The sequence below is a fragment of the Sphingomonas sp. VDB2 genome (assembly GCF_047946695.1).
GTDB classification, from domain to species: domain Bacteria; phylum Pseudomonadota; class Alphaproteobacteria; order Sphingomonadales; family Sphingomonadaceae; genus Sphingobium; species Sphingobium bisphenolicum.
Map to the genome: position 1 here is coordinate 3,429,770 of NZ_CP159615.1, position 18,802 is coordinate 3,448,571.

The window sequence follows — 18,802 nt, forward strand, 5'->3', positions numbered from 1 at the left end:
TTCTGGAGCTGCGTTGCCGATGAACGAGATTGCGTCCCCCGGTCAGTTGCGTCTTGCCTATCTGCGCTGGGCGCTGGTCACGGTGCCTGCGATCGTCTTTCTGGGGTTCCTGTCGGGGCGTCTCGCCAATAGCGGCTATGGCAATCGCTGGTTCGATGCGCTGGAAAAGCCCGCGTTGATGCCGCCGGGCTGGGCGTTCGGGGTCGCCTGGACCATCCTCTACGTCATGATGGCGCTGGCTTTCGCGATCGTGCTGCATGCCCGCGGCGCGAAGGGGCGGGGCGGGGCGATCGCCCTGTTCCTGGCCCAGTTGCTGCTCAACCTCTGCTGGTCGCCGCTTTTCTTTCGCGCGCATCAGGTCGGTAGCGCGCTGGCGCTGATCCTCATCATTTTCGTGCTGGTCGCCGTAACGACCGCGCTTTTCTGGCGTATTCGCCGTTTCGCCGGGGTGCTGTTGCTGCCCTATCTGGCGTGGCTGGCCTTCGCCTCCTTCCTCAACTATGAGATCGGCCGCCTGAACCCCGATGCGGCGACCCTTGTCGCCCCGGCGCTCAGAACCCAGATATGATTTACGGGCGCGCCGATCGCGCGCCGCACAGAGGATAAGGCAATGCAGAGCGAAAACCGCTTTTTCGACGATCTCGCCAAGCTGGTGAACGGCGCCGCCGGCACCGTGGCGGGCATGGGGCGCGAATTCGAAACCAACGCGCGCGAACGGGCGAAGGAATGGATCGGCGGCATGGAATTCGTGTCGCGCGAGGAATTCGACGCGGTCAAGGCGATGGCCGCCGCCGCGCGCGAGGAAGTCGAACTGCTCAAGGCGCGGCTCGACGCGCTGGAAGGCAAGGCCGGCGAACCGGTCACCAAGACCGTCAAGGCGGCCAAGCCCAAGCCGAAGGGTGCGGACTGATCTACTCTACCCTTTGTCTGTCCTTTCGCGGTATGCGGTGATAAGGCGCGCCGATGATGGATAGCGACGAATTTGAACATGGCGGCGGGGAAGCCGCGCCGATCGATATGCTGGCGGCCTATTTCGAAGCGCATGGCTGGACGTTCGAGCAGGTCGGCGAAGATGAGATCGTCGCGAACACCCAGGGGTCATGGGCGCAATATGAGCTGCGCGGCATCTGGCGCGACGAGGATCAGGTGCTCCAACTGCTGGCGCTGCCTGACATTCGCGTGACCGAGGAGAAGCGCGGCACCATCTACGAGACGCTGGGCCTCATCAACGAACAGCTCTGGCTGGGCCATTTCGAGCTTTGGTCGTCGAGCGGCATCATCCTGTTCCGCCATGGCGCGCTGCTCGGCGCAGGCGGCACCTTGACGCTCGATCAGGCGCAGTTGCTGGTCGAAACCGCGATCGATGAATGCGAGCGTTTCTATCCGGTGTTCCAGTTCGTGCTCTGGGGCGGCAAGTCGCCGTCGGAGGCGATTTCCGCCAGCCTGATCGAAACCCGCGGCGAGGCCTGATCCGATGACGCAGACCTGGCCTGATCATCTCTTCCCCGATCATCTCTTTCTGGTCGGCTGCGGGAACATGGCCGGGCAGATGCTGTCCCGCTGGCTCGACTGCGGCCTCGACCCCGCGCGCGTCACGGTGCTGCGCCCCAGCGGCCAGCCGGTGGCCGACGGCGTCGCGGTCGTGACGGACTATCCCGCTGCGCTGCCCGCAGGGACCACCGTCCTGCTGGGCATGAAGCCCTATCAGATCGCCGACGTCGCCGTTGCGCTGGCGCCGCTATGCGCCGCCGACACGCGCATCGTCTCGATCCTCGCCGGCACGACGCTCGCCGATCTGCGCGCCCGTTTCCCCGTTGCCCGCGATATCGTGCGCGCCATGCCCAACCTGCCGGTCGGGCTGGGCGAGGGGGTAACGGCGCTATTCACCGACGACGCAACCTCGGCCCAGGCCAGGGCGGACGTGGCCGCGCTGATCCAGCCGCTTGGCCTGGTCGAGTGGATCGCCGACGAAGCCCTGTTCAATCAGGTCACGGCGCTGTCGGGCTGTGGCCCTGCCTTTCTGTTCCGCTTCGTCGATGCGCTGGCGCGGGCAGGCGAGGCGATCGGCATTCCCGCCGATCAGGCCGCGCGCATGGCGATGGCGACGGTGCAGGGATCGGCCAATATGGCCGCCCGCGCCAATGATGGTCCGGGCGTGCTGGCCGATCGCGTCGCCAGCCCCGGCGGTATGACGCGCGAGGGACTGAACGCCCTCGACGCCGATGACCGGCTGCTGGCGCTGCTGACCGATACGCTGGCCGCCGCCCGCGACCGCGGCGAAGCGATGGCGCGCGGCGCATAAGGGCGGTTCCGGGGGGAAGGCTTTTGCGCTAAGGCGCGCGCTTATCGATCCCCGGAGTCCGCCATGTTGTCCCCCGATACACCGATCCTGCTGCTCACCACCGGCGGCACGATCGACAAAATCTATTTCGACGCGTTGTCCGACTATCAGGTCGGCGAAACCGTGATGGCCAAGCTGCTGGAGGTCGCGCGGGTCAAGCGGCCCTTCCGTATCGAGGAAGTGACGCGCAAGGATAGTCTGGAACTCGACGAGACGGATCGTGCGCTGATCTACGCCCGCGTCGCCGCGGCGGTCGAAAATCACATCGTCATCACCCATGGCACCGATACCATGACCGACACGGCCAGGCAGCTTGCCGGGATCGAGGGCAAGACCATCGTGCTGGTCGGCGCGCTCGCCCCTGCGCGCTTCGGCGAGAGCGACGCCAGCTTCAACCTCGGCATGGCCTTCGCCACGGCGCAAGTCGCGGAGCCGGGCGTCTACATCACCATGAGCGGATCGGTGTTCCGCGCCGACAAGGTGATCAAGGACCGGGCAAAGGGCGCCTTCGTCCCGCTCTAAAGGCACGGGTCGCGTTTAACGGCGACTGCGGGCGAAGCCGCCCGTGGATGGCTATGCGGGAGATGACGGGTGAATAGCAAATATCGATCGACCATGCTGGCGGCTCTCCTGCCCATCCTGTTGGTGGCGGGCTGCGCCACCGCGCCGGGCCAGTCTACCGCGCCGACCGTGCCATCCGCCCGCTATGTCGCCTTGGGCAGCTCCTTTGCCGCCGGACCGGGGGTGACGGTATCGGCGGACAATCCCGCCACGCGCTGCACCCGGTCGAAGGATAATTATGCGCATCAACTGGCGCGCCTGCGCCAGCTTGATCTGGTCGACGTCAGTTGCGGCGGCGCCACCACCGCGCATCTGCTGGGGCCGTGGAAGGAACTGGCGCCGCAGTTGGACGCACTGACGCCCGATACGGCGCTGGTGACGATCACCATCGGCGGCAAATGATGTCAGCTATGTCGGCTATCTGTTCGTCGAATCCTGCAAGGGTGCGGAGGATCGTCCCGCCCTCGCGAAAGCTTTCGCCATGTGCAAGGCTATGACGGCGCGGCAGCCATCCTTCCCGGCACCCGCCGTCCCGACAGACGCGGACTGGTCGAAACTGGCCGCCGATCTCGATCGGATCGCGGCGGAGGCTCGCCGTCGTGCACCGCAGGCCCGGATCGTTTTTGTCGATTATGTCACCTTGCTGCCATCGGGCGCGCCATGTCCGCAAGTGCCTTTGTCGGGGCAGGCGCTTGCCACGGCGCAGGCGACGGCCGATCGATTGGCGCGCCTGACCGCCAGCGTGGCGAAGCACAATGGCGCCGACGTGCTGCGTGCCTCGACATTGTCGCGCGGGCATGATGCCTGCGCGGCGCAGCCTTGGTCGAACGGCTTCGTCGCGCGTCCCGGCGTCGATCCGTTCACGCCCTATCATCCCAATCTGGCGGGCATGACCGCCATCGCGACGGCGCTCGACCGCATGCTGGGGCGATAGAGCGAGGGGAACCGCCGCATCCCTCCAAGCATTGTGAAACCCAGAAACACTATGGAGGATCATCTCATGGCGGATTATCAGGAGCGTCCCGCGACGACCACGACAACGGTCATAGAGAAGCGTGGCGGCGGTGGCACGACCTTCGCCATCCTGTTGCTGGTTGTGGTGGTCGCCGTCGCGGCCTTCTTCCTGGTCACCAGCCAAACCAGCAAGAATCAAGCGGTGGAAGGCGCGGCGGATCAGGTCGGTCAGGCGGCCAGCGATGTCGGTTCCGCGGCCAAGGATGCCGTGGGCGACAAGGGCCAGTAAAGGGTATTCGCCGAGGGCGATGCATTGGATAGCGCAGGCCGCTTTGCAAAAAGGCGGCTCTCCTTTTTCCGCACGACACTGTCGCAGAAGGCCAATAAAAAGGGACGCTCCGATGATCGGAGCGTCCCTTTTCCTTTTTCAGCCTGAGCGGCCGGCTTGTCAGCCTTCGACCTTGGCATATTTGGGTGCGGCTTCGTTCAAGATGCGCAGGATCTTCTTGAGCGCGGTCGGCTCATCCGTTTCTTCCATCGCGGCGAGTTCGCGGGCGAGGCGGCTGGACGCGGCTTCGAAAATCTGGCGTTCGGAATAGCTCTGCTCGGGCTGGTCGTCGGCCCGGAACAGGTCGCGGGTCACTTCGGCGATCGACACCAGGTCGCCCGAATTGATCTTCGCTTCATATTCCTGCGCACGGCGCGACCACATGGTCCGCTTGACCTTGGGCTTGCCCTTGAGGGTTTCCATCGATTCCTCAAGCGTCTTGTTGGAGGACAGCTTGCGCATGCCCACGCCTTCGGCTTTATTGGTCGGAACGCGCAGCGTCATGCGCTCTTTTTCGAAACGGAGCACATATAGCTCCAGCTCCATGCCCGCGATCTGCTCCTTTTGCAGTTCGATCACACGGCCAACGCCGTGCTTGGGGTAAACGACATAATCACCAACGTCAAAGGACAGCGCCTTGGCAGCCATTTGATACCTTTCCAATTCAACCGGGGAACGGGCCGTCGCGGGGCAGATGTGCAAGAGACATATGCCGGGAGGTCCACGGCGCCACCGTCAAGACATGAAGCGTATTCTCCAGGGTCGGGCAGGGGGATGTCCGACCGTTGGAGCGCTATTTAGCAGATTCGTAACAAAATTACCACCCCCGGACATGAAGGCCGGGAGTGTGGCGCAAAACGGGACGCAGGATGGGCGGCGCGGGCCGCCCGGATCAGTTGCCGGCGCCGGGCTCGGGCGAGAAGAATTTCTCCAGCTTGTTCTCGATACCGCTCATCGCGTCGGCATCGGCAGGCGCGTCGCCCTTGACCGTGATGTTGGGCCATTCGGCGGAGAATTTCGTGTTCAGCTCCAGCCATTTTTCCAGGCCATTCTCGGTATCGGGCAGGATCGCCTCGGCCGGGCATTCGGGCTCGCACACGCCGCAGTCGATGCACTCGCTGGGGTTGATGACCAGCATGTTCTCGCCCTCGTAGAAACAGTCCACGGGGCAGACCTCGACGCAATCCATATATTTGCAGCGGATGCAGTTGTCGGTCACGACATAGGTCATTGTCAGGGCACTCTTGGCTTGGAAAAACGCCGTCCTGCTATGCTTAGGCAGGCCGAAGGTCAATGAGGATATTGTTGCGTGGTGTTTAGGACCGGTTTGGCCGGGCGGAGAGGCGAAGTTCACACCATTGCAGGGAGATGTTTTGCGGAGGTTCGCCGAAATTGGGGCGGTGGACCTGGGGTCCGGATCTTCCCGAACTTCTTGCATGTCGCCTATGGCGAAATTTTCACGGCGAATTGTCCGCCAGCCGTGCTGGCTGGCGGTGGGGCGGGATAGACCATGGGAAGGAGCCGGATGGCACCATAGGGCAATCCGGGGGTGTAGGACAGACGATTGGGGAAGGCGCGACATGGCTGATTAGGGTGGGAAGGCGACATTCCCCACGGCGTCATGCTGAACTTGTTTCAGCATCCATCGAGCCGAATAAACCATTGCTCTATCCAGAGGAATGGACTCTGAAACAAGTTCAGGGTGACGATGCTTATATGTCCGATTCTGGTCGATGGCTGACGAAACGGTGCCTGATCTGTCCCGCTCACGCGCCGACCGTCAGTTCCTCGTAGCAGGCTTGCGCTTCGGGGGCGGGGCCGCGGCGGGTGGGGAGCTGGATCACGCGCACCACGCGCACGGCGTCGCCATGGGGGAAGGTGATGAGGTCGCCCGCGCGCACCGGCGCGTGGGCGCGCTCGATGCGGCGGCCGTTGAGGCGGATATGGCCGTCCTCGGCCAGTTTCTGAGCCGCCGAACGGCTTTTGGACAGCCGGGCGAACCAGAGCAATTTATCGATGCGCAGCGTCGGCCCATGGCCGATGCCGGTCACCGGGTCAGCCATTGCGGCCGAGCAGGTCGGCGAGTCCCGCAAAGGCGTTGTTGACCGGGGCCGGGCTGCTGCGATGCGCCGGGGCGCCCGCGCGATCGCGCTGTTGGCGCTCTGCGCCGGACTTGCCGCCACCGCGCTTGCTATCGCTGGATGGGCCGTCGCCCTGCTTGTCGGCGCGGCGCGGGCCGCGCGATTGCTGCGCCCGTTCGGGGCGCGGCTTCTGCCGACCCTTGAACACCCAGTTCGCCGCATTGACGGTCGGGGCTTCGACGGGCTCGGCGGGCTCTACGCCTTCGGTCGGTTCTGGGCCTTCGCTCGCTTCCACGGGCGCGACCGTTTCTGCGGCCGGTTTCGGCGTTGGCGCTTCGACCGGGCGGAAGCCGGCGAGGCGCATCAGTTGCAGGAACGAGGGTTCGGACAGGCCCAGCGACACGATCTGCGGGCTGACATGGGTGAAGGCTTCGTTCCTGGCGATGGTTTCATGCGCGGTGCGCGCCATGCGTTCGGCCATGTCGATGCGCAGCATCTGGTCGCCAAAGCCGCGGAAGCCGGCGATGCGCGCGCCCATCTGTTCGAACTTCTCACCCGCGGGAATCAACGTCAGGCCGGCAGCGGGCAGCGGCAGGCAGGGCTTGCCGATGCGCGCGGCCAGCAGGGCGGAGCGCCAGCGCGCCGCGCCCGGCTTCAACAGGCCGGGATGATAGATGTCGAGCACGCCGATATCGATGCCCGCCTTGCGCAGGAGGTGGCGCTGGTCCTTGTCGAGATGGCCGAGCGCCGAATCGAGGTCGATCCGCGCGATAACGCCGCCCGCATCGCCCAGTTGCGCGAACACGGCGCGGACCACGGCGGGCACTTCGGGGTCGAGCGCACTGTCGTTCATCTTGACCAGCGGCAGGAGATGCTTCTGCTTCTGCGCGTCGAACCAGGCGGCCAGGCGGGCGGCGACCTGTTTCTGGACGTCCTGATCCAGATCGAGAATCGCGCGATCCAGCCGAATTTCGGGCGCGAGCAGGGCTGGCCCCGCCAGCAGCGTCGCCACCGGCGTTTCGCCCCAGGCGATGCGTGGGGCCTGTCCCGCTTCGTCCATGAGCGCGAAATCCGTATCCGCCGCGCCCACCAGTTCGTCTGCCTTCACTCGCAATACCTTTCCAAGGCGCCGTTCCGCGGCCGCCAGCAACATCTTTCGATCCTGATGTCGCGTAGCGGGATCGACCGAGAATCGGAAGCCGTCAAGTTTTCCGATCGTCTCGCCATCGACACAGACGCGCCCATCCGGGTCCACCGTCACCGGCAGGTTGCTGGCATTCTGCCCGATATCGCGCAGCAGGACCGAGGTGCGCCGGTCCACGAAACGCTGCGTCAGCGCGGCGTGCAGCGCATCGGACAGTTTTTCCTCCAGCGCGCGGGTGCGCTCCGCCATCTCGGCGGGATATTCCAGCCAGTCGGGGCGGTGGGCGATATAGGACCATGTCCGCGCCGCTGCGATCCGGCCCGACAGCGTGTCGATGTCGCCCTGCACCGAATCGAGTCGCGCCAGATTCTGTGCGAACCAGTCGCGGGGGATGTAACCGTTCCCTTCCGACAGGAAGCGCCAGATGCGGCTGACGGCGCGGGCATGGTGGTCCGCGCCCAGTTTCTGGAAATCGGGCAGGCTGCTGGCGGCCCAGAGCCGTTCGACCTGGCGTTTGGTCCGCACCCGCTCGATCACCAACGGGTCTTCGGCGAGCCGCTTAAGCACGGCCAGGTCCACCGCCTGCGGCGCGGCGCGCAGTTCGGGGCGGTCCGGGCGCTCCTCCAGATCGGCGATCAGCAGGTCGAGCCGGTCGGTGCGCGGCGTGCCATCGCGCCAGAAGAGTTGCTCGATCGGCGGGAAGCGATGCGCCTCGATCGCTTCGATCTCTTCGGGCGTGAAGGCGGCGTCACCATCTTCGCCGCCCAGACTGCCAAAGGTGCCGTCCTTGTGATGGCGGCCCGCGCGTCCGGCGATCTGCGCCATTTCGCTGACGGTCAGGCGGCGGGTGCGGCGGCCGTCGAACTTGCGCAGCGAGGCGAAGGCGACATGGGCGACGTCGAGGTTGAGGCCCATGCCGATCGCGTCGGTCGCGACCAGATAATCGACGTCGCCATTGAGGAACATCTGCACCTGCGCATTGCGGGTGCGGGGGCTGAGCGCGCCCATCACCACCGCCGCGCCGCCGCGAAAGCGCCGCAGCATTTCGGCGACGGCATAGACTTCCTCGGCGGAGAAGGCGACGATGGCGGAGCGTTTAGGCAGGCGGGAGAGCTTCTTCGCGCCCGCATAAGACAGGGTGGAGAAGCGCGGGCGGCCGATAATCTCGATATCGGGGACCAGCGATTTGACGACACGGCTGATGCTGGCGGAACCGAGGATCATCGTTTCCTCCCGTCCGCGCGCGCGCAGCAGCCGGTCGGTGAAGATATGTCCGCGTTCCGGGTCAGCGCCCAGTTGCGCTTCGTCCAGCGCGACGAAGGCATAATCCTTCAAATCATTAGGCGCGCCTCCGGCCTGCCGGCCTGCGGTATTCGTTTGTGCGCCTCCTGCCTGCCTGCCTGCGTCGATGGGCATCGATTCGGCCGTGCACAGGAAATAGCGGGCCTGGGGCGGGACGATCTTTTCCTCGCCGGTAATGAGCGCGACCTGCGCCGGCCCCTTGATCGCGACCACCCGGTCATAGACTTCGCGCGCCAGCAGACGGAGGGGGAAGCCCATCATGCCGCTCGAATGGCCGCACATCCGTTCGACGGCGAGGTGGGTCTTGCCGGTATTGGTGGGGCCCAGAACGGCGGTGATGGGGGAACGGGCGAACTGGACCATGGTCAGCCCTCTGTCGGGGAGGACGGCGCAGGGAGCAAGGGGATTCGCCGGTTCCATTGATCGGCGCGCGCCCGTCCGGCGATAGACACGCTTCGTCGCAGGGGGCGACGTCATTGCAACGTCTTTATTTGACTTTAACCCTGTGCGTTCACAACAGTCCCGCCCACGCATGGCGCGGGGGACGTTGCCGGCGCAGCAATGATAACAATGCCTTTGGGGTCGCGGGTTTGTTTCAGGAAAGCCAGTTCGGGTCGCAGCAGGGCGGCGCATCCATGTCGCTGTGGATGGCCGATGCGCTGGGCCGTGCGCCCATGGCGGCGCCGAAGGATTGGCGAGCACGGTTGCGCGACTGGGCCGATGAGGTCGAGCTGGTCCCGGACCTCGCCGAGCGGGTGGGCAGCCTCACCTGGTTTCGTGGTCTTTTCACCTGTTTCGGCCTGTGCGCCACCGCCCTCTATCTCTCACCCGGTTTCCAGCCGATTCCCGGCCTGCCCGGCGCGCGCCTGGACGACGCGCATTATGACGAAGTGCGCAGCCAGATGATGACGCCGCTCGCGCTGGGCGCGGACAGCGGCCGGCATATGGGCGCAACCGATGCGGTGCAGCCATTGCGTGAAACGCCCGAACGGCCCCAGATCGAACTGAGCGCCCAGATCGGCAGCAGCGACACGCTGGGCCGCGCGCTGTCGCGCGCCGGGGTCAGCAGCGGCGACGTGGCGACCATCGCCGCCATGGTCGGCGGCGACATCAGCGACGGTGTGAAGCCTGGCACCGCGCTCGACATCATCCTGGGCCGCCGCGTGAGCCGCGACCGGCCTCGGCCGCTCGACAAGCTGGCGTTTCGCGCACGGCTCGACCTGGCGCTGGAACTGACGCGGGCGGGCGGCGTGCTGTCGGTCAAGCGCATCCCGATCCGCGTCGACAATACGCCGCTGCGCATCCAGGGCGTGGTCGGCGACAGCATCTATCGCTCCGCCCGCGCATCCGGCGCGCCGCCCAAGGCGGTGCAGGCCTTCCTGCGCGTGATCGCGGGGCAGGTCGATCTGGGCGGCATCGGCGCGGGCGACCGTTACGATATCGTAACGGAATATCGCCGCGCGGAAACCGGGGACGTCGAGGTGGGCGACCTGCTCTATGCCGGGCTGAAGCGTGCGCGCGGCAAGTCGGTCGATATGCTCAAATGGACCAGGGACGGGCGGACCGAATGGTTCGAGGCGTCGGGCGTGGGCGAGCGGCGCGGCGTGCTGTCCGCCCCGGTCGCCGGGCGCATGTCGTCGGGCTATGGCCAGCGCCGCCATCCGATCCTGGGCTATACGCGGATGCACGCGGGCATCGACTTCGCGGCCCGCTATGGCTCCCCCATCTATGCCGTCACCGACGGCGTGGTCGCCTTTGCCGGGCGGCATGGCGGCCATGGCAATTATGTCCGCATCCAGCATGGCGGCGGCCTCGCCACCGGCTATGCGCATATGAGCCGCATCGCCGCGGCGCCGGGCCAGCGGGTGCGACGCGGCCAGGTGATCGGCTATGTCGGCTCCACCGGCCTGTCGACCGGGCCGCATCTTCATTATGAACTGTATCGCAACGGCGCGACGGTCAATCCGCTGTCGGTGAAGTTCACCACCACCGCGCAACTGGCGGGGGCGGAACTGGCGGCGTTCCGGGCGCGGCTGGCGCAATATCAGGGGCTGCGCGTGGGAATCCACGAGGCGTTCGCGCAAAAGGCCGCGGCGGCTCCGGCAGCGGGCAAATAAGCGGCTTTTCGCACGCCGCCCGCTCCGCTTTTCCTGTTTTTCCGCATTCTGCGAGTCGTCGTCTGTTCCAGCCGACTTCAGAATGTTCTAGGGCGCGGCGATGACTGGTTCCATCACCGCCATCCTGCTCGCGGGCGCACGCCCCATCGCCGATCCGCTGGCCATCGCCGCCGGGGTGCCGGTCAAGCCGCTGGTTCCGGTCGGGGGCGAACCGATGATCAACCGCCCCGCCCGCGCGCTGCTCGACCATCCCGCGATCGGGCAGGTGATCGTGCTGACGCAGCGGCCCGACGTCTTCGCCGCCGATCCGGCTACCGCCTGGCTGGCCGACCATCCGCGCGTGCGGTTCGAGACGGGCGGGCAGGGGATCGGCTCGTCGCTGCTGGCGTTGCTGGAGCGGGGCGACCTGCCGTTTCCGATCCTGCTGACCACGGCGGACCATGTGCTGCTCGACCGGACGATGCTCGACCAGTTCGTGGCGGAAGCCGGCGGTGCGGACATCGCCGTCGCCATGGTGGAACGGGCGACATTGCTGGCGCGCTATCCCGATTCGCGGCGGACCTGGCTCAAATTCCGCGATGGCTGGTGGTCGGGCGCGAACATTTTCTGGTTCGGCAGCAAGAAGGCCCGCCCGGTGATCGCGCTGTGGCAGGAGGTGGAACAGGACCGCAAAAAGGGGTGGAAGATATTGGCCGCGTTCGGGCCTTTCGCCCTGCTGGGCGCCCTGTTGCGGGTGTTGACGCTGCGCGGCGGCATGGCGCGGATCGGACGTAAATTCGGCCTGACCGCGCGGCTGGTGGCAATGGACAGCCCGGAAGCGTGCATCGATGCCGACAAGCCGGCGGACGTGACGCTGATCGAGGCGATTCTGCGGGGGTAAGTGAAAAGGCCATGTGTTCCCGCCTTCTCGGGAACACATGGCGCTTTTCTATTTCTCGACTGCGCTCGATACGAACGGTAGGCCTATCACCGTCGAAAGCTCTCCGCCGCGGCGCAGGCGAGCGCATCGGCGCGCTCATTTTCCGGGTGGCCGGCATGGCCCTTGACCCATTGCCAGGTCACCTGATGGGGGGCGATCGCCTTCACCAGCAATTGCCAGATTTCGACATTCTTGACCGGCTTGTTGTCGGCGGTGCGCCAGCCGCGCTTCTGCCAGCCGAAAATCCATTTGGTGATGCCGTCCAGCACATATTTGCTGTCGGTGTAGAGCGTGACCTTGCACGGTTTCTTGAGCAGGTTGAGGGCCTCGACCGCCGCCATCATCTCCATGCGGTTGTTGGTCGTCTGCGCCTCGCCGCCGGAAATCTCCTTTTCGGTATCGCCAAAGCGCAGCACCGCGCCCCAGCCGCCCGGACCGGGATTGCCCTTGCAGGCGCCGTCGGTGAAAATGTCTACGGTGGGGAGGTCGGTCATGGAAACGAAAACCTATATTTCCGCTGGCCCTGAGCTTATCGAAGCGCTTTCCTTTCTTCTGAGAAGAATAGGGCTTCGACAGGCTCAGCCCGAACGGCTTGCAATTATTGACCCAGCAGCGCCGACGTGTCGGCGCTGGCGTAGAAATCCAGCCGGCGCAGATAGGCGAGCGGATCCTTGCGCGTCACCAGCGCGTCGGCCGGGGTGTTGATCCAGTCATAGGCGCGGGTCAGCAGGAAGCGCAAAGCCGCGCCGCGGCACAGGATCGGGAAGGCGGCGCGTTCGGCTTCGCTCAGCCCATGGGCCTGCGCATAACCCGCACCGATCGCCGCGCCGCGCGCGCCATACCAGGTCGCGCCGTCATTGCTGAAGCACCAGGCGCTGTGGGTGACGGCCAGGTCGTAGGCGCGGATATCGGTGCAACTGAAATAAAAGTCGATGAGGCCGGTCACCTCTTCGCCCAGCATCAGCACATTGTCGGGGAAAAGGTCGGCATGGATCACCGACCGGGGCAGGTCGGCGGGCCAATGGGCGTCGAGAAATGCCAGTTCCTCGCCCACGCGCGCGGCAAGGCCGGGCTGGATCCGGTCGAAATCCCCCCCGCATTTCGCCGCCAGCGCGTGCCAGCCGGCGATGTCGAGGGCGTTGCGTCGTTCGCCCGCAAATCCCTGCGCCGCCTTGTGCAATTCGCCCAGCGCCACGCCGGCGGCGCGCGCCTGTCCGGAGGTGGGTTCGGTGACGCTGATCCCGGTCAGAAATTCGATCAGGCAGGCGGGGCGGCCGGAAAGCTGCTGGAGTCGGCGGCCTTCGCGATCGGCGATGAAGCGGGGCACGAGGCAACCGCGCGCGCCCAGATGATCGAGCAAGTCCATGAAGAAGGGCAGGTCCGCCTCATCCACCCGCTTTTCGTAGAGCGTCAGGATGTAGCGATGGCCGCTTCCGTCCGCCCCGGTGGTTTCCAGCAAGTAATTGCTGTTCTCCACCCCTTCGGCGATGCCCTTGGCCGATACCAGCCGGCCGGCGTCGTAGCGGGTGAGGAAGGCGTCGATCTCTTCGGCGGGAACATGGGTGTAGACGGCCATGGTTCAGGCGGCCTCCAGTCCGCGGGGCAGCTTGAAGGCGATCGTCTCGCGCGCGGTTTCCACCTGCTCTTCCTCGACGGTGAAGCGTTCCGCCAGCCGGTCGACCACTTCGCGCACCAATATCTCCGGCGCAGAGGCGCCTGCGGTCAGGCCCAGCGTGGTCACGCCTGCCAGCCAGGCGAAGTCGATCTCGCTGGCGCGCTGGATCAGACGGGCGGGGGTGCCTTCGCGCTCGGCCACTTCCACCAGCCGAAGAGAGTTGGAGCTGTTGGGCGCGCCGATGACGTAGAGCGCCTGGCAGCGGGCGGCGATCGCCTTCACCGCGGTCTGGCGATTGGACGTCGCGTAGCAGATATCCTCGCCCTTGGGTGCGGCGATGGTGGGGAAGCGGCGTTCCAGCGTGGCGACGATTGCGGCGGTATCGTCCACCGACAGCGTCGTCTGGGTCAGGAAGGCGAGATTGTCGGGGTCGGCGGGCGTGAAGGCTTCGGCGTCCTCGACCGTTTCGATCAGGGTCATCGTGCCGTCGGGCACCTGGCCGAAGGTGCCGATCACCTCCGGGTGCCCCTTATGCCCGATGAACAATATGTGGCGGCCCGCCGCGACCTGCCTTTCGGCCTGGCGATGGACCTTGCTGACCAGCGGGCAGGTAGCGTCGAGATAGGACAGGCCACGCGCTTCGGCCTTGGCCGGGACCGCCTTGGGCACGCCATGGGCGGAAAAGACGACCGGCACGCCGTCGGGCACCTGGTCAAGGCTTTCGACGAAGATCGCGCCCTTCGCCTTCAGCCCGTCGACGACGAACTTGTTGTGGACGATTTCGTGGCGGACATAGACCGGCGCGCCATAGGCCTCGATCGCCCTTTCGACGATGATGATCGCGCGATCGACCCCGGCGCAAAAGCCGCGCGGCGCGGCGATCAGGAGCTTCATCGGCGGGCGGGCGGAGGGCGCATGCGTCATGCCCTGCCGCTTAGGCGAATGTGCGGCCGGAAGAAAGAGCGAACCAGCCAGATGGAAGGCGCGGATCGGAAAGCCGCGTCTTTATGTGTTGAAGGGATGGGCGGTTGCGTGGCGGGCGGCGGATGGATAAGGAAAGCGCGGAGCTTCTGGCCCGTCGGCCCGTGCGAAGGAATATCTGCCTGTGAAAGTGTCTCATATCGCCGTGACTGCCATGCTGGCCCTCGCTCTGGCCGGCTGTTCGCGCCGGGGCGAGATCGACGCGACCGGCGGCATCGTCGCGGTGCGTTCGGCCTGCCCGACAGCGGCGATCCCGGCGCAGACTGGCGACATCACGCTCTTTAGCGCTCCAGGCCGCACCGACGCGGCGGCGATCGACGTGGTGGCGGAAATCACCAATCTGCGCTCGACCTGCGCGGAGAGCGATCAATTCTATACCGAAGCGACCTTCACCGTGAATGCGCGGCGTAGCGACGCCAGCGCGGCGCGGCAGGTGACCTTGCCCTATTTCTCCGCCGTGGTGCAGGCCGGCACCAATGTCGTCGCCAAGCGCGTCGGCCAGGTGACGCTGAACTTCGCGGCGGGCGATTATCGCGCCAGCGCGCAGGCCAAGGCCGGTTCCTATGTGAACAAGGCGGCGGCCACGCTGCCCGCCGAGATCCAGACCAAGATCACGCAGAAGCGCAAGGCCGGCGACGCCGACGCCGCGATCGATCCCTTCGCCCAGCCCGACGTCAAGGCGGCGCTGCAGCGAACCAGCTTCGAGCTGCTCGTGGGTTTCAACCTGACCCAGGATCAGCTCCGATATAACGCGACCCGTTAAGCCCGCTAAATTATCTCCGTTCGGGCTGAGATGAAGTCGAAGCCCGGCACTGAGCGGAGCGAAGTGGCTTCGCCTTCGGCTTTGCCAGGCCCTTCGACTTCGCTCGGGGCGAACGGACGTTGAAGGAAATGCCCGTGTCCCTTTACACCCGTTTCATCGTCCATCTCGACGCTGTGCTGGACGCGCTGGAGGCCGAGGGCGTGCTGCCCGCCGGCCTCAACCGCAAGCCGGTGACGGTCGAGCCGCCGCGCGACCCCAGCCATGGCGACCTGGCCACCAACGCCGCGATGGTGCTGGCCAAGCCTGCGGGCACCAATCCGCGCGCGCTGGCCGATGCGATCGTGACGAAGTTGCAGGCGCTGGACGAGGTTGAGAGCGCGGCGATCGCCGGTCCCGGCTTCATCAACCTGACGCTCACCGATCCGACCTGGCGCGCGGAGCTGGCCGCGATCCATGCCGATGCCGCCGATTATGGCCGGTCCGATATCGGGCAGGGCGTGACCGTCAATGTCGAATATGTGTCGGCCAATCCGACTGGGCCGATGCATATGGGTCATTGCCGCGGCGCGGTGGTGGGCGATGCGCTCGCCACGCTGCTGGAATATGCCGGGCATAAGGTGACGCGCGAATATTATATCAACGATGCGGGCGGGCAGGTGGACGTGCTCGCCCGGTCGGCGCATCTGCGTTACGCGCAAGCGCTGGGCGAAGATGTCGGCGCGATCCCCGAAGGCCTGTATCCCGGCGATTATCTGGTGCCGGTGGGACAGGCGCTGGCCGCCGAATATGGCGACCGGTTCGTCGGCGGCCCTGAAGCCGACTGGCTCGTGACCTTCCGTACCTTCGCGGTGGCGAAGATGATGGACATGATCCGCGACGATCTGGCGCTGCTGGGCATCCATCACGACATCTTCTCGTCCGAAGCCGAGTTGCAGGCGGCGGGGAAGCCGGACGAGGCCGAAGCCTGGCTGCGCGCGCATGACCTGGTCTATGACGGCGTGCTGGAAGCGCCCAAGGGCGAACTGCCCGACGACTGGGAGCCGGTGGAACTGCCGCTGTTCCGCTCGACGAAGTTCGGCGACGATCAGGATCGGCCGATCAAGAAGTCGAACGGGTCATGGACCTATTTCGGCGCCGACATGGCCTATCATTACCAGAAGGCGCAGTCCGCCGACCAGTTGATCGACATCTGGGGCGCGGACCATGCGGGTACGGTCAAGCGCATCCAGGCCGCCGTCGCCGCGCTGACCGAGGGCAAGGCGCGCTTCGACGTCAAGCTCATTCAGATGGTCCGCCTGCTGCGCGACGGCGAGCCGGTGAAGATGTCCAAGCGGGCTGGCAATTTCGTGACGCTGGCCGATGTCGTGCAGGAAGTGGGCAAGGATGTGGTCCGCTTCACCATGCTGACGCGCAAGGCCGATGCGCAGATGGATTTCGACTTCGCCAAGGTGGTGGAGGCGTCGAAGGACAATCCGGTCTTCTATGTCCAGTACGCCCATGCGCGGATTTCCTCGCTCGGCCGGCGGGCGGAAGAGGCCGGGATCGTCCTGCCGGCGCCCGACCTGTCCCTTCTTGGGACGGCGGAATTGGCCATCGTCAAGCTGGCGGCGCAGTTCCCGCGAGTGGTGGAAGGGTCGGCGCTGGCCCGCGAACCGCATCGCGTTGCCTTCTATCTCAATGACTTGGCATCCGCCTTCCATGGCTGGTGGAATATGGGCAACGACGATCCGCGTGCGCGCGTCATAGTGGCCGACGATCCGGCGCTGACCGCCACGCGGCTTTTCCTCGCCCAAGGAATAGGGCAGATTATCCGCAACGGCTTGGCGCTCATGGGCGTTGCGGCCCTGACGGAAATGCAGTGAGGCGCGGGAAATGAGCGATTATGCGCGTGGGCGACTGGATCTGGACGATGAGGATCGTCTGCCCTGGCTGGAGCCGGCTATCGACGACGACGGTGACGAACCGATCTCGCCGCTGCGGCTGCTGGGCCTGATCCTGCTTGGCCTTGCGCTGATCGGCGCGGTGGTGGCCGGCGTCTGGTGGATGCAGAACCGCAATGGCGGCGGTGGCGCTGGCGAGGGGCAGTTGATCGCCGCGCCGACGCAGGATTACAAGATCGCCGCCAACGAGGCCGACGCCAAGAAGTTCGATGGCGAAGGCGATGCCAGCTTCGCCGCCAGCGAAGGTGTGCAGCGCGATGGCCGCATCGACCCGAGCCGGGTGCCCGAAGCGCCGATCGCCAAGACAGCGCCTGCGCCCGCCGGTCCTGCGCCAGCCGCGCCGAACAAGCCGGCCGCCAGCGTGACCGCGCGCGTGACCGACGAAACCGGCGTCCGCCCGGCGCAAGCGCCCAAGGCGGCTGCCGGTGGCGCGATGATCCAGCTCGGCGCCTATGGCAGCGCGTCAGGCGCCAAGGATGCCTGGACCAAGCTGTCCAAGCGCTTTGCCTATCTCGCCCCGCTCGCCATGACGGTGGAGCCGGCGCAGGTCGGCGGCGGCACCGTCTATCGCCTGCGCGCCAGCGCCGGCGGGCAGGCGAGCATGATCTGCGGCAAGCTCAAGGTGGCGGGCGAAAGTTGCCTGGTGGTGAATTGACCGGTTAATCTACGCCCTCTCCTTTGAGCGGGGGAGGGCGTAAGAAACTTCGACATTCGCTGTTCCCCCCGCTACCATCGCGCCCATGAAACCCGTCATCTTCGGTCTGTCCGGCGAAACCCTGACCGGCGACGAGCGCGCCTTCTTTGCGGAGGCGCAGCCCGCCGGTTACATCCTGTTCAAGCGCAATATCGCCGATCGGGCGCAGTTGCGCGCGCTGACCGACGAGCTGCGCGGCCTGCATGGGCGCGACGACCTGCTGATCATGATCGATCAGGAAGGTGGCCGGGTGGCGCGGATGCAGGCGCCGGTCTGGCCGAGCTTCCCGGCGGGCGCGCAGTTCGACCGGCTCTACGATCTTGCCCCGTCCAGTGCGATCGCGGCGGCGCGCGCCAATGCCCGCGCCATCGCGCTGACTCTGGCGGAAGCGGGCATCACCGTCGATGCGCTGCCGCTGTTGGACGTGCGGCAGGAGGGCGCGAGCGACATCATGGGCGACCGCACGCTGGGTGCCGACCCGATGCGCGTCGCGGCGCTGGGCCGCGCCACGCTGGAGGGGCTGGCTGAAGGCGGCGTGGTCGGCATCGTCAAGCATATGCCGGGCCATGGCCGGGCGATGGTCGACAGCCATCTCGACCTGCCGGTGGTGACCGCCAATCTCAACGCGCTGGAAACCGACCTGGCGCCGTTCCGCACGCTCAACCAGGCGCCGATCGGGATGACCGCCCATGTCGTCTATACCGAATGGGATGCGCAGCGCCCCGCCAGCCTGTCGCCGACGATCATCGGCGAGATCATCCGGCAGCGGATCGGCTTCAACGGGCTGCTCATGTCCGACGATCTGGACATGAAGGCGCTGAAGGGCAGCATACCCGACCTTGCCGCTGGCGTGGTCGCGGCGGGATGCGATCTGGCGCTCAACTGCTGGGGCCGGATGGACGATATGGTCGGGATCGCGGCGCTGTTGCCGGAGATTACGGACAAGGCGCGCGCGCGGCTCGACCGGGCGATGGCGTCGGTCGTGCGGGGGGCGAACCAGCCACCGATCGAGGATTTGCTGGCGACGCGGGATTCACTGCTGGGACTTGTGGCGGCCTGACA

General features: G+C 66.1%; 21 protein-coding genes. 14 read left to right on the plus strand and 7 right to left on the minus strand.

Annotated features, from left to right (window positions below):
* Nucleotides 1–19: 19 nt before the first annotated feature.
* The 8 genes from ABT375_RS17105 (at nt 20) to ABT375_RS17140 (ending at nt 4,145) form a co-directional block, all read left to right on the plus strand.
* Nucleotides 20–568 carry a TspO/MBR family protein gene (locus ABT375_RS17105; protein ID WP_224548346.1) on the plus strand — a complete coding sequence of 183 codons (549 nt, stop codon included), beginning with the start codon at nt 20–22 and terminating at the stop codon, nt 566–568.
* A gap of 42 nt (nt 569–610) precedes the next feature.
* On the plus strand, nt 611–910 hold the full coding sequence (locus ABT375_RS17110; RefSeq protein WP_224548348.1) for an accessory factor UbiK family protein: 300 nt from the start codon (nt 611–613) through the stop codon (nt 908–910).
* 53 nt (nt 911–963) lie between these two features.
* The gene (locus tag ABT375_RS17115; RefSeq protein WP_066604191.1) at nt 964–1,470 is read left to right on the plus strand and encodes a YbjN domain-containing protein; all 507 of its coding nucleotides are present in this window, start codon (nt 964–966) and stop codon (nt 1,468–1,470) included.
* 4 nt (nt 1,471–1,474) lie between these two features.
* A complete protein-coding gene (proC, locus tag ABT375_RS17120; protein WP_416463444.1) occupies nt 1,475–2,302 on the plus strand; it encodes a pyrroline-5-carboxylate reductase in 828 nt (275 codons plus the stop codon).
* Nucleotides 2,303–2,365: 63 nt separating this feature from the next.
* Nucleotides 2,366–2,863: an asparaginase domain-containing protein gene (locus ABT375_RS17125; protein ID WP_224548351.1), complete on the plus strand. Its 498-nt coding sequence runs from the start codon at nt 2,366–2,368 to the stop codon at nt 2,861–2,863.
* Nucleotides 2,864–2,932: 69 nt separating this feature from the next.
* The gene (locus tag ABT375_RS17130) at nt 2,933–3,304 is read left to right on the plus strand and encodes a GDSL-type esterase/lipase family protein (protein ID WP_416463445.1); all 372 of its coding nucleotides are present in this window, start codon (nt 2,933–2,935) and stop codon (nt 3,302–3,304) included.
* 79 nt (nt 3,305–3,383) lie between these two features.
* Complete coding sequence (locus ABT375_RS17135) at nt 3,384–3,836, plus strand: GDSL-type esterase/lipase family protein (protein WP_416463446.1); 453 nt, start codon at nt 3,384–3,386, stop codon at nt 3,834–3,836.
* Nucleotides 3,837–3,902: 66 nt separating this feature from the next.
* Nucleotides 3,903–4,145 (plus strand): hypothetical protein, encoded by a 243-nt coding sequence (locus ABT375_RS17140; RefSeq protein ID WP_224548353.1) that lies wholly within the window; start codon nt 3,903–3,905, stop codon nt 4,143–4,145.
* A 159-nt stretch (nt 4,146–4,304) separates the two neighbouring features.
* Here the strand turns inward: ABT375_RS17140 and ABT375_RS17145 are convergent, their stop codons facing one another.
* The 4 genes from ABT375_RS17145 to ABT375_RS17160 all read right to left on the minus strand — a co-directional run bounded on the left by ABT375_RS17145 (nt 4,305) and on the right by ABT375_RS17160 (nt 9,074).
* Complete coding sequence (locus ABT375_RS17145; protein WP_007709832.1) at nt 4,305–4,832, minus strand: CarD family transcriptional regulator; 528 nt, start codon at nt 4,830–4,832, stop codon at nt 4,305–4,307.
* A gap of 244 nt (nt 4,833–5,076) precedes the next feature.
* A complete protein-coding gene (gene fdxA / locus ABT375_RS17150; protein ID WP_261935372.1) occupies nt 5,077–5,415 on the minus strand; it encodes a ferredoxin FdxA in 339 nt (112 codons plus the stop codon).
* Nucleotides 5,416–5,950: 535 nt separating this feature from the next.
* Complete coding sequence (locus ABT375_RS17155; protein ID WP_224548355.1) at nt 5,951–6,247, minus strand: RNA-binding S4 domain-containing protein; 297 nt, start codon at nt 6,245–6,247, stop codon at nt 5,951–5,953.
* Entirely contained in the window at nt 6,240–9,074 is a 2,835-nt protein-coding gene (locus tag ABT375_RS17160; protein ID WP_416463447.1) for a helicase-related protein, read from the minus strand. The genes ABT375_RS17155 and ABT375_RS17160 overlap by 8 nt, the downstream gene beginning before the upstream one ends.
* 272 nt (nt 9,075–9,346) lie before the next feature.
* Between ABT375_RS17160 and ABT375_RS17165 the strand changes: the two genes are divergently transcribed.
* A complete protein-coding gene (locus ABT375_RS17165) occupies nt 9,347–10,828 on the plus strand; it encodes a M23 family metallopeptidase (RefSeq protein WP_416463448.1) in 1,482 nt (493 codons plus the stop codon).
* 100 nt (nt 10,829–10,928) lie between these two features.
* On the plus strand, nt 10,929–11,708 hold the full coding sequence (locus ABT375_RS17170; RefSeq protein ID WP_416463449.1) for a nucleotidyltransferase family protein: 780 nt from the start codon (nt 10,929–10,931) through the stop codon (nt 11,706–11,708).
* Nucleotides 11,709–11,794: 86 nt separating this feature from the next.
* Here the strand turns inward: ABT375_RS17170 and rnhA are convergent, their stop codons facing one another.
* The 3 genes from rnhA to ispH all read right to left on the minus strand — a co-directional run bounded on the left by rnhA (nt 11,795) and on the right by ispH (nt 14,286).
* The gene (gene rnhA, locus ABT375_RS17175) at nt 11,795–12,241 is read right to left on the minus strand and encodes a ribonuclease HI (protein WP_224548359.1); all 447 of its coding nucleotides are present in this window, start codon (nt 12,239–12,241) and stop codon (nt 11,795–11,797) included.
* Nucleotides 12,242–12,345: 104 nt separating this feature from the next.
* Complete coding sequence (gene thrB, locus ABT375_RS17180; RefSeq protein WP_416463450.1) at nt 12,346–13,323, minus strand: homoserine kinase; 978 nt, start codon at nt 13,321–13,323, stop codon at nt 12,346–12,348.
* A 3-nt stretch (nt 13,324–13,326) separates the two neighbouring features.
* A complete protein-coding gene (gene ispH / locus ABT375_RS17185; RefSeq protein WP_416463451.1) occupies nt 13,327–14,286 on the minus strand; it encodes a 4-hydroxy-3-methylbut-2-enyl diphosphate reductase in 960 nt (319 codons plus the stop codon).
* Nucleotides 14,287–14,497: 211 nt separating this feature from the next.
* On the opposite strand from ispH, the gene ABT375_RS17190 reads away from it, so the two are divergent.
* The 4 genes from ABT375_RS17190 to nagZ all read left to right on the plus strand — a co-directional run bounded on the left by ABT375_RS17190 (nt 14,498) and on the right by nagZ (nt 18,800).
* Entirely contained in the window at nt 14,498–15,106 is a 609-nt protein-coding gene (locus ABT375_RS17190) for a hypothetical protein (protein ID WP_224548524.1), read from the plus strand.
* 134 nt (nt 15,107–15,240) lie between these two features.
* Nucleotides 15,241–16,968, plus strand: a complete 1,728-nt coding sequence (argS, locus tag ABT375_RS17195; protein WP_416463452.1) for an arginine--tRNA ligase — start codon at nt 15,241–15,243, stop codon at nt 16,966–16,968.
* 10 nt (nt 16,969–16,978) lie between these two features.
* Nucleotides 16,979–17,701 (plus strand): SPOR domain-containing protein, encoded by a 723-nt coding sequence (locus tag ABT375_RS17200; RefSeq protein ID WP_416463453.1) that lies wholly within the window; start codon nt 16,979–16,981, stop codon nt 17,699–17,701.
* An 85-nt stretch (nt 17,702–17,786) separates the two neighbouring features.
* The gene (gene nagZ / locus ABT375_RS17205) at nt 17,787–18,800 is read left to right on the plus strand and encodes a beta-N-acetylhexosaminidase (RefSeq protein ID WP_416463454.1); all 1,014 of its coding nucleotides are present in this window, start codon (nt 17,787–17,789) and stop codon (nt 18,798–18,800) included.
* Nucleotides 18,801–18,802 lie beyond the last annotated feature (2 nt).

Bases quoted from the DNA above. Each gene is read 5' to 3' on its own strand.
- nagZ (WP_416463454.1), top strand. From the start codon at position 17,787: ATGAAACCCGTCATCTTCGGTCTGTCCGGCGAAACCCTGACCGGCGAC.
- ABT375_RS17135 (WP_416463446.1), top strand. From the start codon at position 3,384: ATGTGCAAGGCTATGACGGCGCGGCAGCCATCCTTCCCGGCACCCGCC.
- ABT375_RS17200 (WP_416463453.1), top strand. From the start codon at position 16,979: ATGAGCGATTATGCGCGTGGGCGACTGGATCTGGACGATGAGGATCGT.
- ABT375_RS17115 (WP_066604191.1), top strand. From the start codon at position 964: ATGATGGATAGCGACGAATTTGAACATGGCGGCGGGGAAGCCGCGCCG.
- rnhA (WP_224548359.1), bottom strand. From the start codon at position 12,241: ATGACCGACCTCCCCACCGTAGACATTTTCACCGACGGCGCCTGCAAG.
- ABT375_RS17140 (WP_224548353.1), top strand. From the start codon at position 3,903: ATGGCGGATTATCAGGAGCGTCCCGCGACGACCACGACAACGGTCATA.
- fdxA (WP_261935372.1), bottom strand. From the start codon at position 5,415: ATGACCTATGTCGTGACCGACAACTGCATCCGCTGCAAATATATGGAT.
- ABT375_RS17145 (WP_007709832.1), bottom strand. From the start codon at position 4,832: ATGGCTGCCAAGGCGCTGTCCTTTGACGTTGGTGATTATGTCGTTTAC.
- ABT375_RS17170 (WP_416463449.1), top strand. From the start codon at position 10,929: ATGACTGGTTCCATCACCGCCATCCTGCTCGCGGGCGCACGCCCCATC.
- ABT375_RS17165 (WP_416463448.1), top strand. From the start codon at position 9,347: ATGTCGCTGTGGATGGCCGATGCGCTGGGCCGTGCGCCCATGGCGGCG.
- proC (WP_416463444.1), top strand. From the start codon at position 1,475: ATGACGCAGACCTGGCCTGATCATCTCTTCCCCGATCATCTCTTTCTG.
- ABT375_RS17110 (WP_224548348.1), top strand. From the start codon at position 611: ATGCAGAGCGAAAACCGCTTTTTCGACGATCTCGCCAAGCTGGTGAAC.
- ABT375_RS17160 (WP_416463447.1), bottom strand. From the start codon at position 9,074: ATGGTCCAGTTCGCCCGTTCCCCCATCACCGCCGTTCTGGGCCCCACC.
- ABT375_RS17155 (WP_224548355.1), bottom strand. From the start codon at position 6,247: ATGGCTGACCCGGTGACCGGCATCGGCCATGGGCCGACGCTGCGCATC.
- ABT375_RS17125 (WP_224548351.1), top strand. From the start codon at position 2,366: ATGTTGTCCCCCGATACACCGATCCTGCTGCTCACCACCGGCGGCACG.
- ABT375_RS17105 (WP_224548346.1), top strand. From the start codon at position 20: ATGAACGAGATTGCGTCCCCCGGTCAGTTGCGTCTTGCCTATCTGCGC.
- ispH (WP_416463451.1), bottom strand. From the start codon at position 14,286: ATGACGCATGCGCCCTCCGCCCGCCCGCCGATGAAGCTCCTGATCGCC.
- ABT375_RS17190 (WP_224548524.1), top strand. From the start codon at position 14,498: ATGCTGGCCCTCGCTCTGGCCGGCTGTTCGCGCCGGGGCGAGATCGAC.
- thrB (WP_416463450.1), bottom strand. From the start codon at position 13,323: ATGGCCGTCTACACCCATGTTCCCGCCGAAGAGATCGACGCCTTCCTC.